This window comes from Alicyclobacillus shizuokensis NBRC 103103 (assembly GCF_001552255.1).
GTDB lineage: Bacteria > Bacillota > Bacilli > Alicyclobacillales > Alicyclobacillaceae > Alicyclobacillus_G > Alicyclobacillus_G shizuokensis.
Genome location: NZ_BCQV01000004.1, coordinates 63,091 through 83,085, shown reverse-complemented (window position 1 = coordinate 83,085; position 19,995 = coordinate 63,091). Strand labels below are relative to the sequence as shown.

22 protein-coding genes are annotated in these 19,995 nt (G+C 64.9%); 3 read left to right on the top strand and 19 right to left on the bottom strand.

The annotated features are described in order from the left end of the window. Position 1: 1 nt before the first annotated feature. The 9 genes from ASH01S_RS02125 to ASH01S_RS02090 form a co-directional block, all read right to left on the bottom strand. Positions 2–988: an alpha-ketoacid dehydrogenase subunit beta gene (locus tag ASH01S_RS02125; protein ID WP_067922704.1), complete on the bottom strand. Its 987-nt coding sequence runs from the start codon at positions 986–988 to the stop codon at positions 2–4. Further along, entirely contained in the window at positions 985–2,046 is a 1,062-nt protein-coding gene (pdhA, locus tag ASH01S_RS02120; RefSeq protein ID WP_169794167.1) for a pyruvate dehydrogenase (acetyl-transferring) E1 component subunit alpha, read from the bottom strand. The genes ASH01S_RS02125 and pdhA overlap by 4 nt, the downstream gene beginning before the upstream one ends. A 460-nt stretch (positions 2,047–2,506) precedes the next feature. After that, complete coding sequence (locus ASH01S_RS17775; RefSeq protein WP_083516739.1) at positions 2,507–2,617, bottom strand: hypothetical protein; 111 nt, start codon at positions 2,615–2,617, stop codon at positions 2,507–2,509. Positions 2,618–3,049: 432 nt separating this feature from the next. Continuing rightward, a complete protein-coding gene (locus tag ASH01S_RS02115) occupies positions 3,050–3,832 on the bottom strand; it encodes an enoyl-CoA hydratase-related protein (RefSeq protein ID WP_067922700.1) in 783 nt (260 codons plus the stop codon). 161 nt (positions 3,833–3,993) lie between these two features. Beyond that, positions 3,994–4,446 (bottom strand): thioesterase family protein, encoded by a 453-nt coding sequence (locus ASH01S_RS02110; protein WP_067922697.1) that lies wholly within the window; start codon positions 4,444–4,446, stop codon positions 3,994–3,996. A 60-nt stretch (positions 4,447–4,506) separates the two neighbouring features. Beyond that, complete coding sequence (locus ASH01S_RS02105) at positions 4,507–5,820, bottom strand: phenylacetate--CoA ligase family protein (RefSeq protein WP_083516738.1); 1,314 nt, start codon at positions 5,818–5,820, stop codon at positions 4,507–4,509. A gap of 117 nt (positions 5,821–5,937) precedes the next feature. After that, on the bottom strand, positions 5,938–6,123 hold the full coding sequence (locus tag ASH01S_RS02100; protein WP_067922691.1) for a hypothetical protein: 186 nt from the start codon (positions 6,121–6,123) through the stop codon (positions 5,938–5,940). 50 nt (positions 6,124–6,173) lie between these two features. Further along, positions 6,174–6,761 carry a helix-turn-helix domain-containing protein gene (locus ASH01S_RS02095; RefSeq protein ID WP_245628900.1) on the bottom strand — a complete coding sequence of 196 codons (588 nt, stop codon included), beginning with the start codon at positions 6,759–6,761 and terminating at the stop codon, positions 6,174–6,176. Positions 6,762–6,763: 2 nt separating this feature from the next. Then, on the bottom strand, positions 6,764–6,970 hold the full coding sequence (locus ASH01S_RS02090) for a helix-turn-helix domain-containing protein (RefSeq protein WP_067922684.1): 207 nt from the start codon (positions 6,968–6,970) through the stop codon (positions 6,764–6,766). A gap of 213 nt (positions 6,971–7,183) precedes the next feature. Here ASH01S_RS02090 and ASH01S_RS02085 point away from each other — a divergent pair, with 213 nt between their 5' ends. Further along, a complete protein-coding gene (locus ASH01S_RS02085; RefSeq protein ID WP_157066945.1) occupies positions 7,184–7,795 on the top strand; it encodes a GNAT family N-acetyltransferase in 612 nt (203 codons plus the stop codon). Here the strand turns inward: ASH01S_RS02085 and ASH01S_RS02080 are convergent. After that, positions 7,752–8,462 (bottom strand): cytochrome c biogenesis CcdA family protein, encoded by a 711-nt coding sequence (locus ASH01S_RS02080; protein ID WP_067922679.1) that lies wholly within the window; start codon positions 8,460–8,462, stop codon positions 7,752–7,754. The genes ASH01S_RS02085 and ASH01S_RS02080 overlap by 44 nt on opposite strands. A gap of 36 nt (positions 8,463–8,498) precedes the next feature. Here ASH01S_RS02080 and ASH01S_RS02075 point away from each other — a divergent pair, with 36 nt between their 5' ends. Then, positions 8,499–9,074, top strand: coding sequence for a helix-turn-helix domain-containing protein (locus ASH01S_RS02075; RefSeq protein WP_245628895.1), 576 nt, complete (start codon positions 8,499–8,501; stop codon positions 9,072–9,074). Positions 9,075–9,085: 11 nt separating this feature from the next. On the opposite strand, the gene ASH01S_RS02070 is transcribed toward ASH01S_RS02075, so the two are convergent. From ASH01S_RS02070 to ASH01S_RS02045, 6 genes are all read right to left on the bottom strand, one after another. Further along, entirely contained in the window at positions 9,086–10,198 is a 1,113-nt protein-coding gene (locus tag ASH01S_RS02070) for a metal-dependent hydrolase (protein WP_083516737.1), read from the bottom strand. A gap of 55 nt (positions 10,199–10,253) precedes the next feature. Further along, positions 10,254–11,369: a DUF1648 domain-containing protein gene (locus ASH01S_RS02065; protein WP_067922668.1), complete on the bottom strand. Its 1,116-nt coding sequence runs from the start codon at positions 11,367–11,369 to the stop codon at positions 10,254–10,256. Next, positions 11,369–11,773 (bottom strand): GntR family transcriptional regulator, encoded by a 405-nt coding sequence (locus ASH01S_RS02060; protein WP_245628899.1) that lies wholly within the window; start codon positions 11,771–11,773, stop codon positions 11,369–11,371. The genes ASH01S_RS02065 and ASH01S_RS02060 overlap by 1 nt, the downstream gene beginning before the upstream one ends. A gap of 174 nt (positions 11,774–11,947) precedes the next feature. Next, the gene (locus ASH01S_RS02055; protein WP_083516736.1) at positions 11,948–13,030 is read right to left on the bottom strand and encodes a class I SAM-dependent methyltransferase; all 1,083 of its coding nucleotides are present in this window, start codon (positions 13,028–13,030) and stop codon (positions 11,948–11,950) included. A gap of 254 nt (positions 13,031–13,284) precedes the next feature. Continuing rightward, positions 13,285–14,289, bottom strand: a complete 1,005-nt coding sequence (locus ASH01S_RS02050; RefSeq protein ID WP_157066944.1) for a hypothetical protein — start codon at positions 14,287–14,289, stop codon at positions 13,285–13,287. A 109-nt stretch (positions 14,290–14,398) separates the two neighbouring features. After that, positions 14,399–15,733 carry an MATE family efflux transporter gene (locus ASH01S_RS02045; protein ID WP_067922897.1) on the bottom strand — a complete coding sequence of 445 codons (1,335 nt, stop codon included), beginning with the start codon at positions 15,731–15,733 and terminating at the stop codon, positions 14,399–14,401. Between the two features lie 360 nt (positions 15,734–16,093). On the opposite strand from ASH01S_RS02045, the gene ASH01S_RS02040 reads away from it, so the two are divergent. Further along, positions 16,094–16,522, top strand: a complete 429-nt coding sequence (locus ASH01S_RS02040) for a DUF1641 domain-containing protein (RefSeq protein ID WP_067922659.1) — start codon at positions 16,094–16,096, stop codon at positions 16,520–16,522. 87 nt (positions 16,523–16,609) lie between these two features. Here ASH01S_RS02040 and ASH01S_RS02035 read toward each other — a convergent pair whose 3' ends face one another. From ASH01S_RS02035 to ASH01S_RS02025, 3 genes are all read right to left on the bottom strand, one after another. Beyond that, entirely contained in the window at positions 16,610–17,980 is a 1,371-nt protein-coding gene (locus ASH01S_RS02035) for an MFS transporter (RefSeq protein ID WP_067922656.1), read from the bottom strand. Between the two features lie 181 nt (positions 17,981–18,161). Then, the gene (gene mctP / locus ASH01S_RS02030) at positions 18,162–19,727 is read right to left on the bottom strand and encodes a monocarboxylate uptake permease MctP (RefSeq protein WP_281178176.1); all 1,566 of its coding nucleotides are present in this window, start codon (positions 19,725–19,727) and stop codon (positions 18,162–18,164) included. Next, positions 19,714–19,920, bottom strand: coding sequence for a DUF3311 domain-containing protein (locus ASH01S_RS02025; RefSeq protein ID WP_067922653.1), 207 nt, complete (start codon positions 19,918–19,920; stop codon positions 19,714–19,716). The genes mctP and ASH01S_RS02025 overlap by 14 nt, the downstream gene beginning before the upstream one ends. Between the last annotated feature and the right edge of the window lie 75 nt (positions 19,921–19,995).

The following is a 19,995-nucleotide window of genomic DNA, read 5'->3' as shown; positions in this document are numbered from 1 at the left end:
TTCAAAACGTCATGACCTTGTGAATGCCTTCAACGATACGCCCGGCGTCCGGCGCGTACCAGTCCTCCAATTGAAACAACGGGGCTGGCACGTCGTAGCTGGCCACCCGCGCCACCGGCGCTTCCAGGTCGAGGATGCACTCTTCGCCGATGCGCGCCGCCAACTCCGCTCCAAGCCCCAAGTGGCCAAACGCTTCGTGGGCGATGACGGCCCGGCCGGTGCGGATGACCGAGGCAAACACCGTCTCCTCGTCCCACGGCGAAAGAGTGCGCAGATCAATGACTTCGACGCTCCATCCATGCTCCTGCTCCGCCTGCTCCGCCGCCTTGAGGGCGTCGCGCATGGTGCTTCCCCAGCTGATGAGCGTCACGTCGTGGCCAGCTCGGACGACTTCGGCCCGGCCGAGGGGAACGGTGTAGTAGTCGTCCGGCACCTCCTCCCGGTAAGCGCGGTAGAGGCGCATCGGCTCGAGGAAGATAACCGGGTCTTCCGACTCAATGGCCGACAGCAGCAACCCCTTGCCATCGTACGGCCGCGAGGGGCTGACCACCACCAACCCGGGGGTGTGCGCAAAAAACGTCTCGGTACTGTCCGAATGCAGCTCCGGCGCCCGGTTGCGGCCCCCGTACGGCACGCGCACCACCAGCGGCGCCGTGTAGCGGCCACGCGAGCGCATGCGGATGCGGGCGATGTGTGAGACCACCTGCTCAAATCCCGGGTAGATGAAGGCCATGAACTGAATCTCCGGCACCGGCCGCATGCCGTTGGCGGCCAGGCCCAGCGAGGTGCCCAAAATCCCCGACTCCGCCAGCGGCGTGTCGACCACTCGGTCCTCGCCGAATTCCTCGAGGAGCCCTTCGGTGGCACGAAAGACTCCCCCGTTCTTGCCGATGTCCTCGCCCAGCAACATGACCCGCTCGTCGCGCCGCATGGCTTCACGCAGGCCCGCGTTGATAGCCTGTATCAGAGTCAGTTCCCGGCCGCTCATCGCTCCGCCCCCTCTCGTTGCGCCAACCGCGCCCGCAGCTCATCGCGCTGGCGCACCAACCGCGGAGGAAGTTCGGCATAGACGTGGTCAAACAGGTCGTCCGGGTTCGGAGGCGGTGCCGCCTCCATGGCTCGGATGGCCGCCACAATACCCTCGTTCACCCGCCGCTCCAACGCCTGCTGCCGCTCTTCGTCCCATAGGCCCCAGCCTTCCAGGCGGCGGCGGTGGCGGAGCAGCGGATCGCGCTCGCGCCAGGCCTCGGCCTCCTCTTTCGGGCGGTACTTGGACGGGTCGTCCGAGGTTGTATGCGGTCCATAGCGATAGGTCAGCGCCTCAATCAACGTCGCGCCGCCGCCCTGCCGGGCCTCTGCCAGCGCCTCCCGCACCGCCTGGTAGACGGCGATGGCGTCACTGCCGTCCACCCGCTTGCCGACGAGACCGTATGCCTGAGCCTTTTGCGCAATCGTCTCGCTCGCCGTCTGGCGGGCATATGGCACGCTGATGGCATATTGGTTGTTTTCGCAGAAAAAGATGATCGGCAATCGAAACACCCCGGCGAAGTTGAGCGCCTCGTGGAAGTCGCCTTCCGAACTGGCGCCGTCTCCGAAGAACGCCAACGCCACCTCGTCCAACCCGCGCAGGCGGGCCGCCCAGGCCACCCCCGCTGCGTGCGGGAGCTGTGTGGCAATCGGCACGGCAATCGGGAACACCTTCACCCCCTCCGGGATGTACAGTCCCTCGGCCCGGCCGTTCCAATACAGGAGCAGCCGTTCCATCGGCACCCCGCGTACGAGCATCGCCCCGGTGTCCCGGTAGGTGGGGAACACCCAGTCCTGCTGGCGCAGCGCCAAAGCGCTGGCCACCTGGCACGCCTCGTGGCCTTCCACCGGCGGATAGGTGCCGATGCGCCCGCTGCGCTGGAGCGCCACCAGGCGGCGGTCAAACTGACGTACCCACACCATTTGCTCGTACATGTGCACCAAGAGGGCGTCGTCCATCCCGCTTGGCTTCGGCTCGTCGGCAGCTGGGGCCGGATGAATCACGTACGACACGTCCATCATCCCTTCTCGAGGTTGTCCGAGGCAGGGGTATCCCCCTCGGGCGCTTGCGTCGGCGTCAGGAGTAGATGGTCTTGGGGCCGTGGACCTTGCCCAGCCCCTGAACCGCAAACGTGCGGCCGCTCAGTCCCGTGCTTCCTCAGAATTCCACGCCGTGGCGCGAATTCCCTGCATCACGCCAAACAAGGTCGGCAGTGACGAAGCGACTGATGCCGAGAGCAGATCACCTGCTAGTGACCGTACGGTTGAATTTCCGCAAAAATGCCCACGTTCTACTCTCCTCCATAGGCGGGCGGTCAAACCCGGTGAGTCCGCACCCGTACCCACCGGTCCGCCCGCGTACACCCACTCCTGGGACCGATGGCACATGTTGATATGATGAACAAGCCGACGCCAATTCGCAAGGTAACAAGCGGTCGCTCGCCGTTCTCTCGCCCGCTGCCCGCGCGCCAAGGGAGATTTAGCGCGCCCAGGTTCTTCCACACTGCATACAGGCCAGCAACTGGGCGGCGAATGCCTCGTTCAGTTTCACCACGTCCAGGTCGTCCGGGGAGATTCGCGCCCTGGCCAACGCCTTTTTGTGTCGGGCACCGGGCCCAGGCCCATGTGGGCCGGATTCACCCCGGCCACCGCCGAGGCGCGAGCCGCCTGAACATCAGGCTGACGCGCGGAGGCGACGCTCCCTACCCGTCGGATTATTGCAAGCGCTTTCAGAGCAGGTAGCAAGCCCCTCCCCGGACCTACCTTCCAACGCCGATACGTCAAGGCCCGCCTTCTCGGTTGTCCGCGGTCCCAGCCTGTGCAAGACCGACCGCGAGGCAGCCGGCAAGCTGCCCCGCCTCGTTCACGTTGACCCCTACCCCGGACGGTCTCCGGTCCTCTCTGTCTGTTGGCCGCACAACCGCCGATTCCAGGCGGATTTTCCGGCCCCGCTCACGATACATTCGACAGCCCCGACGCAAATTCCTCTCCGGCCGCCCTCGCACCAGCCTACGGGCGCCGTCTAGCGGCCGCGGTACTGCGGCCGGCGCTTTTCCAGGAACGCGCTCACCCCTTCGCGGAAATCCTCACTGCGCCCCGCCGCGTCCTGCAGCTGCGCTTCGACCTCCAGCGCGTCCGCCAGGCTGGCGGTGGCGTTGGCGAACAGGGCTTGCTTGGTCAGCCGGTACGCGAACGTCGGCCCCTGCGCCAACTGACGGGCGAACGCCAACGTCTCCTGCAGCAGTTGATCCGGTTCGTACACGTGATTCACAATCCCCAGCGCCCGCGCCGTCTCTGCGGACAGTACGTCGCCCGTCCAGGCCAATTCGAGCGCCTTGCCGACGCCGACCAAGCGTGGCAGGAAGTAGCTGGCACCGGAATCGGGCACGAGGCCAATCTTGTTGAAGGCCAGGGTGAACTTCGCGTTGACCGCCGCGAAGCGCAGATCACAGGCGAGGGCCAAGGAAAACCCGGCGCCGGCGGCGGCCCCGCTGACGGCGGCGATGGTCGGCACCGACAGCCCGTGCAGGCGCGCAATCAGCAGGTTGTATCGCTCGCGCACGGTATCGCCAAGCGACGCACCGGGCTCCACCGACTGCCCTTCCGACAGGTCCTGTCCGCTGCAAAAGCCGCGCCCCTCTCCGGTCAGGACAAGGGCCCGCACCGAGGCGTCGGCATCCACCCGCTTGAAGGCGTCGTATAATTCTTTCCCCATCTGCTGATTGACGGCGTTCATCACCTGCGGGCGGTTGAGCGTCACCAGCGCCACACCGTCCTCCACCTGGTAGCGGATCGTTTCGTACACTCACAGCACCTCGCTCTCCACATCGGCAAAATAGAACTGCACAAAATCGCCCGCAAACGCTTGCAAAGGCCTCCACGTCCGCGGGACGGCGCTACAGTGCAATCATCTTCACCATATCCCTCCCTGGGCCGCCTTCGGAGCACCGCCCGCGCCGCAGACGCTCACGCGCGCCGGTCCCCGGCCAGGCGCGCCAGCCTGCGCCCGTCCGCGCTCGGCTCCGCCGGCCAGCAGTCCGGGTACCGCTCGCACAGGAGCGTGCGCGGCACAATCCGCTGCTCCACCGTCCCGTCGCCGAGGAGGGTTTCTCCGTGCCACACGCGAACGGCACACACCACCTTGCCTCCGACCGCCTCCGTGCACACCGCCTCCGCCCGGATGGCGGCGCCCACTGGAGCCGGCCGCAGGTGACGCACGGCAACGCCCGCGCCGATGCCCTCCTCCTCCGGTTCCAGGTACGGCAGGATGACCCGGCGGGCGGCCCATTCCATGTGATAGACCATGGCGGCGGTGCCGTACACCTCGTGAATCACGTGCGGACCAAAGCGGGCGCGCATGTCGCCCGCAACCACGTCCTCCACCACGGCCCGCACCCCCACGCCGAACCCTCGCTTCACCGCTGACTCTCCTCCCAACACCGCGTTGTCGATTGCAAACCCACGGCCGCAAACCACGCGTCAGCCGCGGAGCCGCCGTTCATCAATGACGCGCACCGCCTTGCCTTCGCTGCGCGGCAATTCACCCGGCTGATGGATGGTGACCGCCGCCGTCAGCCCGGTGCGCTGGCGCAGCCGCCCGACAATCCGACCGGCCAAGGCGGCCAGGCGCTCCTCGCCGTCTAAGATGACGGGCGCCGTCTGCGGCCGCAGTTCCACGTGCACCTCCATGACATCGAGCGCTCCGTCGCGGCGCAGGACAATCTGGTAGTGCGGCGCCAGTTCCTCGACCTCCATCAGCTCCGCCTCCACCTCCTGCGGGAAGACGTTGACCCCGCGAATGATGAGCATGTCGTCGACGCGGCCCTTGATGCGCGTCATGCGCCGGTGGGTGCGGCCGCAGCTGCAAGGTTCCGCGATGATGGACGCCAGGTCGCCGGTGCGGTAGCGAACAATCGGGAAAGCTTCTTTGCTGAGCGAGGTGAACGTCAGCTCGCCCAACTCGCCGTCCGGCACCGGCTCGTGCGTGACCGGATGGAGCACCTCGACCAGGAAGTGATCCTCCCAAACATGCAGGCCGTTCTTCTCCTCGCGGCACTCCATGGCGACGCCCGGCCCCATCACCTCGCTCAGGCCGTAGATGTCGAGCGCGTCGATGCCCAGCGCCTCCTCGACCTGCCGGCGCATCCCTTCGCTCCACGGCTCGGCGCCAAAGATACCGTAGCGCAGGGACAGGGCCGACTTGTCGATGCCTTTGCGCTGCATCACTTCGGCCATATGCAAGGCGTACGACGGCGTGCAGCTGAGACCGTCGGCGGCAAAGTCAATCAGCAGCTCCACCTGCCGCTCGGTCAGGCCCCCGGACGCGGGGACCACCGTCATTCCCAGGCGCTCGGCCCCGCCATGCAGACCGAGGCCGCCGGTGAACAGGCCGTAGCCGTACGCGTTGTGCAGAACGTCGCCCGGCCGTCCGCCGGCACAGGCGATGGAGCGGGCCACGACCTCGGCCCACACGTCCAGGTCCCGCTTCGTGTAGCCGACCACCGTCGGCTTCCCCTTGGTTCCCGACGACGCGTGCAGCCGCGCCACCTGCTCGCGCGGGACGGCAAACATGCCAAAGGGATACGTCTCCCGCAGGTCGCGCTTGTATGTAAAGGGAAAACGGCTCAAATCGGACAACCGCCGCAGGTCCTCCGGCTTCACGCCCGCCTCGTCAAACCGCTCCCGGTACAAAGGCACGCGTTCGTAGACCCGGTGGAGCGTTTGCTTCAACCGTTCCAGCTGAATTCGCTCCAGCTCCGGCCGGGTTATCGTCTCCATGGCTTCATTGAACATCACGACTGCATCCTCTCCCCAGTGGACTGCGGACAACAGGCCCCTGTCCGACGGCTGTCCCAATCTGTCATCTCGCGCCCGCACGGCCCGGCCCGGGGTGTCGAGCGGCCCGCGAAATCAGCGGTGCAGCGACTCGATAACCTGCATCAGGTGCCGCACCTCGGCCAGGCGCGCCTTCAACTCCATCCGCCGCGCTTCGTCCGCCACCTCCAGTTCCTCGGAGATTGCCTTGTGACGGCGCTCCAGGCTTTTCTGCACCTGCCGCATGGCGTCCCTGTAGCCGATCTCTTCTTCCGTCGACATCCTGGGCTCCCCCTTCGCGCTCCGCCTCCATATTGGTCGATCCGATTGTATCACAGCCGCTTGGGCTCTGGCTGCACGGGTGCAGTCGGCCCCAGCCGCCGTGCCCGGGCGCACATCTTCTGCTGCCACTCCAATGCCGCCGACAGACGGCCGCAGGCGAGGGCCACCAAAAAGTGGACCCGCGCTTCCACAGCCAAGATTCGATCCGCTCCCCGGCGGGTCAACCCGGCCCCGTCAAGGCTGGCCTGCCAGGCCATCGTCAGCAGGTGCTCGGCTGCGACCGTCCGTCCGGCCAACGCCGCCGCCAGCGCAGCGTACACCAGCCGTTCGAAGCGGCTGAGCCTGCCCCGGGCAGGCCCAGGATCCAACAGGTCGCCGGGCTCCCGCGCCCGCATGGCTGCCTTGTACATCTCATTGCGCAGTCGATCCCGTTGGCGCAGGGGCGCGTAACCGCTCAGCACCTCGTCCGCGTCCGCACCGTAGCGGGCACACAAGGCGCAAACCGTGCGTCGACCAGGGAGGACCCGGCCATTCTCAATCTGACTCAGTTCTCCTGTCGTGAGCAGCCCAGCGGCCGCCTGTTCCTGTGTCAGACCGGCCAGCCGGCGCAGCTGGCGCAACAGCGTCCACGGCTCCACGTTCAATCCCGTCCCTCATCCCACAGTGCGGTGAGGGATACGTCCAGCGCCTGGGCGATGCGCTCCAGCTTGCTCAGGTTGCTCCCCCGCTTGCCCGATTCCACCGCGTACACGTAGCTCACCGACACACCCGCCCGCGCCGCCAGTTGACGCACGGTCAGCTGCCGTTCGGTGCGCAGTTTCTTGACCCGGGTTCCGATGTCCAGCATGTCAATCCCCCCACGATGTTTCTCTATTGTGGAAATTATACCGGATTCAACGCGACTTGTGGGAAAGATTTGCACGATCGTAGAACAGTTCGAGACTCATGGTGAACTGCGCAGGCCGCTTTCTCAGGCCGCTTTCTTTAGCGCCGGAATTTCGTTACTGTGAAGCCGACAGCTGAATCCATAGGCACACGTCTACCAGGGGGGGGGATGAACGTGGAACCTGTCTTTCGACCGCTGGAAACCGAGGATACTGAGCATCTCTGGGAAGCGGCGGCCAAAGACGCCGACTGGCCGGTCCGCCCCCGCACACGAGGCGCGTTCTTCCGCCTCGTCGAAGGGCTGCAGTCGGCCTCCACCCTGGGAGAAGCCTGCCTGGAAGCGGTGGAGGTGGATGGCCGCCTGGCCGGATTTTGCGTCCTGCAGCCAGTCCCGATGTCCCACCTGGGACCCCTGGCGGAGGAAGGAACGGTGGTCGAGGGAGGGACCTACCTGACGCCTTGGGCGCGCGGCCGCGGCCTGAATGCGCAGATTAAGGAGCGCTTGCTGGCGGCCGCCTGGGTTAGGTTTGCGGCGGCATGGTGTGTGTTTCTCGTCCCCTGCGACAACCGGCGGGCGCTCGCGGCCTTCGCCCGCCTGCCCTGGCCACACCAGGTGGAAAGCGCGCGGGATAACGGCCGGTTTGCAGCGCTTTTGCGCCGCCGCGAGTGGGAGGAGGGACACCCCCTGGCGGCCGTCGCCTTCTCCCGCGACAGCCTGTCCCAGGCGGCCGGATACGCCCTCTTTAGACGACCGAAGAGCCGCTCCAGTGGGCCAGCCAAATGGTGATGCGGTGCATCTGGTTGGTGGCCAAAAGCAGCCCCATGGCCACCAGCACCCAGCCGCCAATCTGCTGCAGCCGCTGTCCGATGCGGGCCATGTGGGCCACCGAATCCAACAGCAGGGCGCAGAGGATGAAGGGCACCGAAAAGCCGATAGCGTAGGCGCTCATCAGTATCCCACCTCGGGTTGGGTGCGTGACCACCAAGGTCAGCACAGAGGCCAGGATGGGCCCAATGCACGGGGTCCATCCGCTGGCGAAGACCACGCCCACCAGGGCGGAGGAGAGGTAGCCGTACGGCTTTTCGCTGGGCAGGGCCGGACGCAGCTCGCGCATCAACCAGGGGATGCGCAGGACCCCGGCCAGGAACAGTCCGAGAAGCACGATGACCCAGCCGCCCACGACGCGAATGACCGCCTGGTACTGGATGAACAAGGATCCGATGGCGCTTGCACCCCACCCCAACGCCACGAACAACGCCGACAGGCCGACGCAGAAGCACACCGCGTGTCCCAACATGCGCAGACGCACCGGCGCGGGAGGGTTGGCTTGCTGCCGCCCGCCCGCCGAAACGCCGCTCAGGTACCCCAGATAGGACGGCAGCAGCGGCAGGGTGCAGGGAGACAGAAACGACAGCACACCGGCCGCAAACGCTGCCCAGAGTGGAATGCCCATGGCCTAGCCTCCCGCATTCTACAATTGTGTACATCCGTGGATCCCGCTATAATTCAGAGCGAGAACAGCGTTTTCCGAAGGGGGGCATGGACGGTGTCCATCGGCGACAAGGCACGCCAGCTGCGTCTCCGGCACGGCTTGACGCTGGAACAGGTACACCAACGCACCGGCATCTCCGTCAGCCATCTCAGTGCGATAGAAAACGGTACACGCCCCAACCCTTCGTTTCGCAACGTGCTGAAACTCGCCCACACCTATGACGTGCCCGTCTGCTATTTCAGCGACGAGGGCGCCTGCGCGAGCCACGACGACACCCACCCAGCGGCGCCAACGGCTGCGAGCCCCTCCTCTACCGGCAGGGGCGACCCCTCGCCGCGGGCTGCGGCCTACGACCCGCCGCACAGCGGCAACCTAGCCCTGGATGCGGACGTCTGGGCCCTCCTCACGTCAGATCATTCCCGGCCGTACCTGGCGCTGGCCCGCCGGCTGATGGACGCCGACGCGCTCACCGACCACACCTCCCAGGTGCTGCAGGTCATCGCCGAGTTTATCCGCGAACAACGGGCCCCCCAGAGCCCGACGCAGCCCACGGACGAGCCTCCGGCTGAATGAACAGCGGCCGGTCAGGGCTTGCGCAACGTAGCCTGGCTGGCAGGTGGGCCGTCTTCGTCCCCGCGACGACTGGCAGCCGCCAGCTGGCGCTGCAGCGCAGCCCTGTCCACCTCCTGCGCCCGCACCCGTTCGTCCACCACACGCAGACCGTGCCCGCCCGCGTCAGGCTGCACCTGAACGGAAGCGGTGAAGGGAAAGACACGCCCGTAGCGGTAGGTGGCATCCGCCATCGTCAGCAAGGTTCCGGATTCTAACTCGGTCTTCGTCCAAATCAGGTGCCGGGCAAACCAGCGAAAGACCACGCCCACGCGGCTGTGGGTGAACACGAAGGCGGCCGTCTCATCCCACGGTTCCTGCTGCCAGACCACCTCTGGGCGGGTATGGCCGGTGTTGCCGAGGCCGCCCGCCTCAAGGCCGACCTCCGTCTCGACGACGTAGCTCCACATCCACGGCATCGGCCCCGGCAGCACACTCACCCGCCGCGCGCCGGGATACAGTCGACGCAGGCGGTCGTACAAAAACCCGGTGTGCAAGCAGCGCCACGCGATATACAGGAACGACACGCCGCCAAACACCAACACCGCGTGCCCAATCGGCCAGCCGCGCAGCGTCAGCGCGATGCCCGCGAACCCGCACAGGATGAGGACGATGTCCACGATGAACAGACAGTCCAAGGCCAGTCTACGCGAAGAGAACGGCCACAATGCCTGGGTGCCATACGATGTCAGGATATCGAGTCCCACGTGCACCAGCACACCGGCCAGGGCGAGGAGGTAAAACTGTCCCCAGTGTCCTGGCCAGACCAGGGACAGGACGAGCGCAATGGGGAGTGGCCACATCAGCCAGGCTGGGACGCTGTGTGACGCGGCTCGATGCTGGCGGAGGTAATCCACCGGCCCGCGCAGGATGCGCACGGCGTAGTCGAAGTCGGGCGCCTCCGACCCAATCACCGCGGCCAAGCACGCGCCCACCGCATCCCCAGTGAGGGCCGTGTGCCCGGTGGCCACCGCCCATACCCCGTAGATGCCCAGTCCATACAGGCCATGCGTGATGTTGTCCAACCCACATCCCCCTCGCCAAGCCGTCACCGGCCGCACCCGCAAACCTTGCAAGTCGATTTCCATTATACTGAAAACCTTCGCAGGCTGCACACCGGATGGAGCGGGCAAGGGCCACGCGTCAACGGCTGCCCGCTATCCCCAACACCACCAACAGCAGCGGTACCGCTACAATCGCCGCCAGCAAGCCCCAAGCACCCGGGCGCGCCATGTTCAGCGTCCAGCCCACGCCAAACCGTTTGGGCACAAGCACGGCCGGATCATCCCGGTTGAAGTAGATGACCCCGGCCAGCCAGAACCGGTCATCATCGTGCGGGGCCGCGGGGACGGCAGCGGAGAACGCGGCGACAGACCCCTGGCCGCGCGCCTTTCGCGCCGAGCGATAGGTGACGACGACCAGCAGGACGACCACCAGCAGCGGCAGTGCCCCGGCCGCCATGGCCACTCCCTGCCCATGCCCGGTACCGGTCACCAGAATGCACTCGACGCCCACAAAAACGGCGTTGACGCAAGCGGCGAGCAGCCACAGACCGCGGACAATCGTGCACGTGAAGGCCCATTCGCGGCCGGCGGCCTGGGCGTCGGAGCCGGTCCGCAGCGGCGCCCGCTGCGTCATGGCGATGATGACGCCCATCAACAAGGTCAGCCCAAGCCCCATGAGCACGGGCGAGAAAACGCTGAGGAACGACTTGTGCGCCCAGCCGTTCGGGTGGCCCTGCAGGTCAAAATGGATGGGCAGCGGGTCAGGCAAGCTAGGGTAGGCCATCCCTGCCAGCACCGCCCCGGCGACCAGGACGGCCAACGCTGGCAAGGCCCAGACCATGCTCACCTTGGGACGGCTGGAGGGCAGCCACTCGGTGTCCACCGCGATCACCTGGCGCTGTCCGGCAAACCATCCCTCGCGTCGCTTGGCCCGGCGGACCGAATCGTGGCAGACCAGGTACATCACCAGTTGCCCGACCAGGGCCAGGAACAAACCGGAGAGGCCTAACCATGTCCACCCGCCCCACAGCCGCACGGCTAGACACCCCCAGGCGACCGCCACAATCCCGATGAGCGAGACGCCCAGCCGGTACACACGGCGCGCCCGCTGGATGGCGGAATGGCCGAGGTGCGTTGTCGGAACACGCACACCAAAGGCCAGCGTGGGCACCGTCATGCTCGGCACGAGCCAAGCTGCCAGCGAGACCACAACGACCAACAGCGCTTGGTATACAGCTTGGTATACAGGATCCATCAGGCATCCCTCCCCGATTGCGAGGGCGCGTCCTCGCTGCTCCCGTGCTCAAACTCCGCCAGCACCGCGCGGTAAGCCGCCTCCACCTGCGCCCGCGCGACGCCCTTGGCCACCGCTTCCGCCAGCACCAGGCGCAGCTTGTGCTGCCATACCTCGGTGTCCGCCTCGCTGCGGCTGGTGTGCACCACGGCGCCGGATTTGCGCGAGAGACGAATGAATCCCTCCTGACGGAGCAGGTCATACGCCTTGTTCACCGTATGGAAGTGAATCCCAAACTCGGCCGCCAATTCGCGGATGGGAGGCAGATGGTCGCCCTCGCGCAGGGCGCCAGTGGCGATGGCCAACACCACCTGGTCCCGGATCTGTTGATACAGCGGCTGCTCCCCGCCCAGGTCCAGCTCCATGCGCACGCCGTTCGCCTCCACTTGTTATATATATGATGTATCAAATATATCAGATTGACTTCCTGGCGTCCATTTGCCTGGCGCAGAACCTTGAGGGACATTCTGGAGGACAAAAACCAGAACGGGAGCGCGGGGAGCCGGGCGGGCGACGCGCTGCCCCGCCCTTGCGAGCGTTTACCGGATCTGCGCGATGATGCCGTTGTGGGCCTTGATGACCCCGTGGCGGACGACGGACAGCCCGTTCTCGTACAGATACAGGCCCATCTGCTGTACGGTCATCAGTTCCCGGTAGGTGTAGTTCATCGCCTCGGCCATGACATGGTAGAACATGCGCGTCTTCCAATGCCAGCGGGGAGTCGTCAGGATGGCGTAGCCGCCCGGCTTGAGAAACTGGCGGTGCCACTCTATCGCCTCGGGCTTGTATTCGTCCGGAAAGTGTTCGATAAGGCCGACGCTGAGCACGATGTCGAACTCGCGGCCGAACGGGAGGTCGCGGATGTCGCTGACCACAAACGACAGGTTCATCTCTGGCCGGTACCATACGCCCGGCCCGCCGGTGCTCGGGTTCGTGCCGAGAAACGGATACGTCTCCGGAAACTGGCCGAACCGGTTGCTGGCGCAGAACGGATCGTAATCGACAAGCACCGCCTCCCCGCCCGGATACATGGCGTACAGCTGCATCGCCTCGTACCCGTCCGCCGCCCCGAGAAACAGGATACGCGGGCGGGTGAGATCCAGGCCGCGAAACAAGGCGCGCTTGCCGCGCGGATCCCAAATCGCGTCCTCCACCCGGTGAGCCAGGTTCCAAATCGCCAGCTGTTCCCACTCGCGCAGGGCCTGCGCCGCACGAGGGGCATCCAGGCGCCCCAGCGCCCTCATCAGGTCCCGCGTTGTCCGCCTCCGCTCTTCCGGCACGTTCTTGACAAACCAAGAGTGAAACGAGCGATTGAACATCTCCCAGGACAGCTTGACGGGCATCGTGTCGCCGTTCTGCTCCTGCCACAGGCGCCTGCCCTGGGCGTAGTTCTCGACGCGAAACGGGCGTCCGATGTCCTGCCAGCGCAGTTGCGACCAGTCACGCACCAGGTCGTCGTCGATAAAATCATCCAGCTCCGCCACGCGCGGGTGGCGCAAATCCATCCGGTAGTTGGCCAACAGCCGGGTGGACCCCAGCTCGTAGCGCGGCCGCTCCCAGCGCTCCTCCGCGCTCCGTTGGGACAGCGCGCCCTGAACATCCGATTCTTGCAGTCCCGCCATCTGTGGACACCTCCGTTCGCAAGCCTGCCGCCTGCTCACTTGGCCGACTCCGCCCCCGAGCAGCACCTGACTATCCGAAAATTCGGAACCCATTAGCCGAACAGGCGCTTTGCCTCCCTCCGTGCCGAGTCTTGTGCCTTCAGTGTACGCGACAACATCCGACCGTGCAATCCGCAGGAAGATCGCATTCGGCGACGCTATCAAAAGATGCGCGGGACCTGCGGCTGCCCTGCTGCCGCCGTTCGCCAGCCGACTCACTCCGGATAGGGCTTTGTGCCTGCCGCCATGCGCACGGAAGTCGTTATCGGCTGCTCGCAGAGAGCCGTCGTTTGGACATCGAACAGTTGGTTCTGCTCCAACCAGGCCACCGTCACGTCCACCGAGCTCCCGCGCTCATGGACCAGGATCTCGCCTGCGTTGTGCGGCACCGGCAAAAAGTACCGGTTGAGCAGCTGGACCACCTTTTTGGCCGTATCGGTAGGAGGCGAGGTCGTGTTCTCGCGCGTCACGAGAATCTGCCACCGCCCCTCCGACCAACCGATGCGCCCGATGCGCCGGTCTGGGTCCACCGCCGCTCTGCCGGTGAGTCCGCTGCCCAGGGACACCCGGCTGGCCTCCCCCGGCACCCGGCGGGCGTCGCCCATGTCGTTCCACAGCCCCCGCTCCGCCTCTTCCGCCGAGTCGTAGCGTGCCCCGCCAAACACGGCCACGCGGCCCTGCGGGGTGGAGAGCTGAACCTCGTAGGCGGTCATCAAGCCGGGCCGCCCGGAGACCGGTCCCTCGGTGACCACATCGTGATAATACAAGGTGGTCTCACCGCCCACCCCGACTGGGAACACGGTCGGCGCCCACGCTCCGTTTCGAGCCCCGGAGGGCAGATTGTCCATAGCCATGCGGATGATTTTCGGAAACGCCCGGATGGCCAAATCATCGCCAGAAACTCCGTTGTTCGATCCGGCCGTCCGTCCGGAGCCTGTGCCTGCGGTCTGGCCTGCCTGCCCTGTCGAGTTCCCGCTTGTGTTGGCAGCGTCTGCGCGGTCACCGCCGCCAGCACCGCTATGGGCCGATGCGGCCCCGTCCGACGGGCGGGCAGATTCTTTCTCCTGACTCTGCGCTTTCCGCCCGTCCCCTGCGGAGCCCTGGGATGCGGCGTGGCCGCCTGCATCCCCGGCGCCACCCCACAGCCCCGAACACCCGGAGACGGTCAAAACCACGCCCATCATCACCGCGCTGATAGAAAGCCCCATGGCTCTTCTCATGTTCGCATCGCCTCGCCTTTGGGCGGCCGCTTCGTAGAGCCACGTTGGCCGCCCTGCTGCCGTTTATCCAGTCTGACGAAGCGACGCGCGCGGGTGTGGCAGGAGAAACCTAGGCGATCAGCCGCTTGTGCTCCTTGCGGCGCCAAAACCAGCGATAGTACCCGTACAGGAGCAGCAGGCCCACCACAAACGCGGCGCAGTAGCCCAGCCACACGCCGTCGATGCCGATGTGGGCGGACAGGACATACGCCACCGGGATTTCGACGCACCAAATCGAAATCACCGACAGCACCGTCGGCCACACCACCGTGCCACTGGCCCGCATGATGCCGGAAAACACCTGCCCGTTGCCGAAGATGAGGTAGCTCCAGAGCGTGATCATCAACAGTTGGTAGGCCATGGTAAGGGTGTGCTCATTCGTCAGGAACCAGCTCAGAATGTCGCGAGCAAACAGGTAGCAAAGAATCACCAACACACCGCCGACCACGTAGTTCAGCAGCACCCCGGAACGGATGACCTGCCGCAGCTGCTCCGGCCTGCCGGCGCCAATCACCTGCGCCCCGAAGATGGACACCGCGATGCCGATGCTCACCGCCGGCATCTGCACGTAGTTGGCCACTTGATAGTAGGCGCCGTAGGCCGCCGTCGCGTCCGATCCATAGCGGTTCACCAGCGTGACAATCGCGATCTCGGACAGAGACACCATGACCATCTGCACCCCGGTCGGAAGGCCGATGCGCAACAACTGGCCGAGAATGCCTGCGTCAATCTTCAGCCCGGCCACAATTTCCCGGTCCAGCCGCAGCGGGTGCCGCCGCACGTGCAGGTAGCCCAGCATCAGGACAAACGTCACCAGCGTGGCCAGCACATTCGACCAGGCCGCCCCGTACAGACCCAGTCTGGGCAGCCCCACCCAACCGAAGATGAACGTCGGCGTCAGCAGCAAGCTGAGCCCAGTGCTGACCACCAAGAAGTAAAACGGGGTCCGGGAGTCCCCGATTCCGCGCATGAAGGTTGTGTACACCGCGTAGACAAACAGAATGGGCATGGCGTAGAAGAAGATCCGAGCGTACCCGGTCGCGCTGGCCAGGATGTTGGCCGGCGTCCCCATCCACGTCAGCACCGTGTGCGTGCAGATCCCCCCCGCCACGGCGAGGGCAATCCCGACCAAAAAGGTGAAGGTCAGCGACGTGCCGGCCACCGCTTTCACCCTGTCCATCCGCCCCGCCCCGTAGGCCTGGCCGATGAGCACGCTGCTGCCGCTGCCGATGCCAATCATGAACGAGATGAGGAAGAACACCACCGGAAACACGGCCGATCCGGCCGCCAACGCGTCCACGCCGATGAATTGGCCCAGCAGCACCGAACTGATGGCGCCACCAATCGACTGCAGGGCGTTGCTCAGCATCAGCGGGATAAGGAAGACAAACAGCGTCTTCCACATCGGCCCCTGGCGCAGCGGCCGTGATGCAGCGGTCTGCTTCCCGCGCCCACCCGGGCTGCGCGCCTCAAGGGCGATATCTTCGGACACATGCATCACCATCCTTGTGGAGAGCGCTTGTGTGCAAGCGTAACGATATTACGGTATTTTCCGGGCTTTGGGAAGTCCCCCGTTTGCACCGCCGGCGAACACCTTCATCGGCGTGGCCGATACGCTCCGGGTCGCGGGCGGAGTATTTTTGCCGCCAGCGCGTATGCTATGTGGGGAACAAGGGATCGACGCATGGTGTATAATGGACAAGGTGCCCACTTGGGCGTTCGCCATATCGATTCAATTGCATTCGTACACGAGGAGGAACCCGGTATGACCCAAGCGACCCTGCCTGAGGCGGCGAACTCCCTGCAGTCGAAGGACGAGGTGTTCGATCTGTTGCTCAAGCCTGAGGTGCAGCAATCGCTGGCCACCTTGGTCGAGAACCTGCCGCGCATCGCGGGCATGGTGGCGGTCCTGAACAAGGTCTGCGACCTGACCAAGGAAGTCCTCACCGACGCCGAGTTCATGGGCGCCGTCGACGAGATGATCCGCGAGAAGACCAAGCCGATTCAAGCGAAGTTGGGTGATCTGCCGTCCGCCATTCGGGAGGCGAAGCAGCGGGCCGAGGCGAGCAACGCCCAGATTGGCCTGTTTGGCATTCTGCGCCTGCTCAAGGAGCCCGTTGTACAAAAAAACCTGCGCTTTGTCGCCGCACTGTGCGAAGTGTTGGCGGAGCGCGACGCAGCCAAGAACCACTGAATGCGCCTGGAGGACAGCGCCAACCGGGTCGGGCCACCGTCTGGCTGCGGGAGGCGCTGCCCATGCCCCTTCTCTGTTCCTGCCGACTCAGCCCGCTTGTTGCGGACGCCCCTTGGGAAGACGCCAACTCATCCAGATCACGGACGCCGCAAACACAACCAAAATCCCCGCCAGGATGCGCAACCGCCCGGTCGTCAAGGAAGACCCGAAGACCATGCCGAGGAGGACGGACGAGATAATCGTGCCCATGTAGCGGGCGGTCATGAAAAGGCCGGAGGCGGCCCCGATGATCTCCTTAGGCGCACTTGCGAACAGGGCGGCCTGCATGCCCACGTTGTTCAGTCCATTGCTGACGCCCAGCACAAGCAGGACGGCAATCAGCAGCGCCAGCGGGCTGGCCTGATGAAACGTGGTCATCCCGAGTGCTCCCAGCGTCATCAATACGCCGGACAGCAGCAGACCGGGCCGAGACCCTGACCGGTCGACCCAAGCCCCGGTCAGAGGCGCCACCAACACAGAGACACCGGCCAGACACAGCATCAACAGACCGGTCTGCTGCGCGTCAAAGCCGCGCACCTCCTGCAAATATGTCGGCATGCCGAAAAAGAAAGAATAGAAAATCACATTGACGACAGCAAACTGGATGTGCACCCAGAGAAACAGGCGGTTTTGAGTGAACATCCGGATACGGATGAAGGGGCTATCAGCGTCAAGCTCACGCCAGACAAACCCGGCCAACGCCAGCACACCGACCACGCCCGCGTACACGTTCACCCCCTGCCCGAAGGACAGTAGGAACATCAGAATACCGACGATGGTGAGCGCGAACAACAGGATGCCGGGAAAGTCGAGGACACCGAGAACCGAGCGCGGACCTTCGCCATCCGCCGCTTGGGACCAACGCCGCGGGTCTCTGGGCAATGCCCACAACGCCAAGCAGAAAGCCGCGGCGATGATGGGCAGGTTGATGGTAAAAATCGCAGGCCAGTCAAAACTGTGCAGCAACACCCCGCCGATGGTCGGCCCGAACGCGGCCGCCCCCGACGAGAACACGGCCAGGAAGGCGAGCGCCTTCGCCTGCCGGTCGCTCACCTGGTGGCGGACAATCGCCATCCCAGCCGGAAACAGCACGCTGCTGCCCACGGCCTGTATCAGCCGGAAAACCACCAACCAAGCGAAACTAGGGGAAAACGGGGCGGTGACGGACGAGAGCGCCACCAACCCCAGGCCAATCAAAAACAGGCGCTTGTGTCCGAACAAATCGGCCACCTTGCCCATGACCGGTTGGGCTATCGCGCTCGCCAGATAGTAGCTCGAGATCAGCCAGGAGACGGTCGCAAAGCTGAGCCCGAATACGTGTTGGAAGCGCGCGATGGCGACCGAAATCATAGAAGAGTTGAGGGGGTTGAGCAACATCCCGAGGGCAATCGCCAACAATAACCATACCGGCCGTTGCATGGGCAACTCCTCCTGCGTCGATACTGAGACTCACCACCTTTCCATATCATACCGCAGGTGGAGGCTGCAACCGTGGCCAGCCGGCCACGGCCATCCGCCCGGCCTCTGAGACCCACCGAGATCACCGAGACTGCCGGTGCCCGGCGCTCATGCCGTCACGCCCATCGCTGGCCGGCCCAGATTAAACCGTGGCTCCCAGCCCCGTCTCATAGTCGGCACGCGCCGTTTCGTCCTCCCCTTCTTTGGCCCCGAGGGCGCGAAACACCCAGGTGAAGACCACAGCGACCACCAGGTTGGCGGCCAGGGCCCACACCGCCGCGTAGATGGAAACGGCGACACCGCCGATGTGCACGGTGTAAATGGAGCTGGCGAAATGGTTCGCAATCGCCATGCCGGTGCCCATCACCATGCCGACCGCCCACCCGAGCAACAGCGCCCAGCGGTGCAGCCAACGGGTATACAGGCCGAGGATGATGGCGGGAAGCGTCTGTAGAATCCAGACGCCACCGAGGAGCTGCAGGTTGATGGCGAACGCCTTCGGCATCGCGACGATGAACACGAGAGCACCCAGTTTGACGATGAGTGAGACGATTTTCGCCACCTTTGACTCCTCCTGGCCGCTGCAGCCAGGCCGGAAAAACTCCTTATAGATGTTGCGGGTGAACAGGTTGGCGGCGGCAATGGACATGATGGCCGCCGGCACCAACGCGCCGATGGCGATGGCGGCAAATCCAAAGCCAGCAAACCAGGACGGAAACTCCTTGAGAAACAGAAGCGGCACCGCCGCCGACGTGTTGTCCGTCGTTTTCACGCCGGCCGCCCAGGCCATGTATCCGAACAACGTGATGAACGCGAGCACCAGCGAATACGCCGGCAGAAGCGCCGCGTTGCGTTGAATCACGCGCCGGTCGCTGGAACTGAGCGTGCCGGTGATGGAGTGCGGATACAGGAACAGCGCCAAGGCCGACCCGAGCGCCAGTGTCGAGTACGCCAAGTACCCGGACGGCGGGAGAATCACGGATGGAATCGCTTTCTCGGAGGCGTGAAAAATGTTGCTGAAGCCGCCGAGCTTGAGCGGTATCACGATGACGGCGACGATCACCGTGATGTAGATCATCAGGTCCTTGACCACGGCAATCATCGCCGGCGCCCGCAGGCCGCTGGTGTATGTGTACAGAGCCAGGATCAGAAAGGCGATGATGAGCGGCAAGTCGCCGAGCAATCCAGAGCCGGTGATGCCCATGGCCGCAATCACCGCCTGCATGCCAACCAACTGCAGGGCGATGTACGGCATCGTGGCCAGAATGCCGGTCACCGCCACAGCCAGCGCCAGGGAACGGCTGCCATAGCGACCCTTGACAAAGTCGGAGCCGGTGATGTACCCGTGCTTTTTGGCCACCGACCACAGTCTCGGCATCACGACAAACACAAACGGGTACACGATGATGGTGTATGGCACGGCGAAAAATCCGGTGGCACCCGCTCCGTAGAGCAGGGCAGGCACCGCGATGAACGTGTAAGCGGTGTACAGGTCTCCGCCGAGAAGGAACCAGGTGATAACCGTGCCAAACCGGCGCCCGCCCAGCCCCCACTCGTGCAGCTGGCCCAGGTCGCCGCGCCGCCAGCGCGCCGCCACAAAGCCCAAGACGGTCACAAAGACAAAAAAGAGGATAAAAATGACCAGTGCCGGCCAGTTCACCATGATGGTTTCGATGCCCCCTCCGACGGTTTCCTCATTCCCGCTCACGTGTCATCCTGTAGACGAAGAACGTGATGAACGAGCTCAGGAAGACCCAGAGAATCTGGTACCAATAGAAGAACGGGAATCCCCATAACTCCGGTTCATCGGACGCATACCAGGACGGAAACAGCGTGCCGATGAAGGGAAGCAAGAGCAGCCAATACCATACTTGGCGACGGCGACCGGACGGTGAATTCATGCCTGACACCCCCTTCCACAGACAGGTGGCACAACGGGCCCCTTAACGACAGGACGCCCGGCTCAATCGGTACAA

Bases quoted from the DNA above. Each gene is read 5' to 3' on its own strand.
- ASH01S_RS02125 (WP_067922704.1), bottom strand. From the start codon at position 988: ATGAGCGGCCGGGAACTGACTCTGATACAGGCTATCAACGCGGGCCTG.
- pdhA (WP_169794167.1), bottom strand. From the start codon at position 2,046: ATGGACGTGTCGTACGTGATTCATCCGGCCCCAGCTGCCGACGAGCCG.
- ASH01S_RS02105 (WP_083516738.1), bottom strand. From the start codon at position 5,820: ATGTTCAATGAAGCCATGGAGACGATAACCCGGCCGGAGCTGGAGCGA.
- ASH01S_RS02100 (WP_067922691.1), bottom strand. From the start codon at position 6,123: ATGTCGACGGAAGAAGAGATCGGCTACAGGGACGCCATGCGGCAGGTG.
- ASH01S_RS02090 (WP_067922684.1), bottom strand. From the start codon at position 6,970: ATGCTGGACATCGGAACCCGGGTCAAGAAACTGCGCACCGAACGGCAG.
- ASH01S_RS02080 (WP_067922679.1), bottom strand. From the start codon at position 8,462: ATGGGCATTCCACTCTGGGCAGCGTTTGCGGCCGGTGTGCTGTCGTTT.
- ASH01S_RS02070 (WP_083516737.1), bottom strand. From the start codon at position 10,198: ATGGAAATCGACTTGCAAGGTTTGCGGGTGCGGCCGGTGACGGCTTGG.
- ASH01S_RS02065 (WP_067922668.1), bottom strand. From the start codon at position 11,369: ATGGATCCTGTATACCAAGCTGTATACCAAGCGCTGTTGGTCGTTGTG.
- ASH01S_RS02060 (WP_245628899.1), bottom strand. From the start codon at position 11,773: ATGGAGCTGGACCTGGGCGGGGAGCAGCCGCTGTATCAACAGATCCGG.
- ASH01S_RS02055 (WP_083516736.1), bottom strand. From the start codon at position 13,030: ATGGCGGGACTGCAAGAATCGGATGTTCAGGGCGCGCTGTCCCAACGG.
- ASH01S_RS02050 (WP_157066944.1), bottom strand. From the start codon at position 14,289: ATGAGAAGAGCCATGGGGCTTTCTATCAGCGCGGTGATGATGGGCGTG.
- ASH01S_RS02045 (WP_067922897.1), bottom strand. From the start codon at position 15,733: ATGTGGAAGACGCTGTTTGTCTTCCTTATCCCGCTGATGCTGAGCAAC.
- ASH01S_RS02040 (WP_067922659.1), top strand. From the start codon at position 16,094: ATGACCCAAGCGACCCTGCCTGAGGCGGCGAACTCCCTGCAGTCGAAG.
- ASH01S_RS02035 (WP_067922656.1), bottom strand. From the start codon at position 17,980: ATGCAACGGCCGGTATGGTTATTGTTGGCGATTGCCCTCGGGATGTTG.
- ASH01S_RS02025 (WP_067922653.1), bottom strand. From the start codon at position 19,920: ATGAATTCACCGTCCGGTCGCCGTCGCCAAGTATGGTATTGGCTGCTC.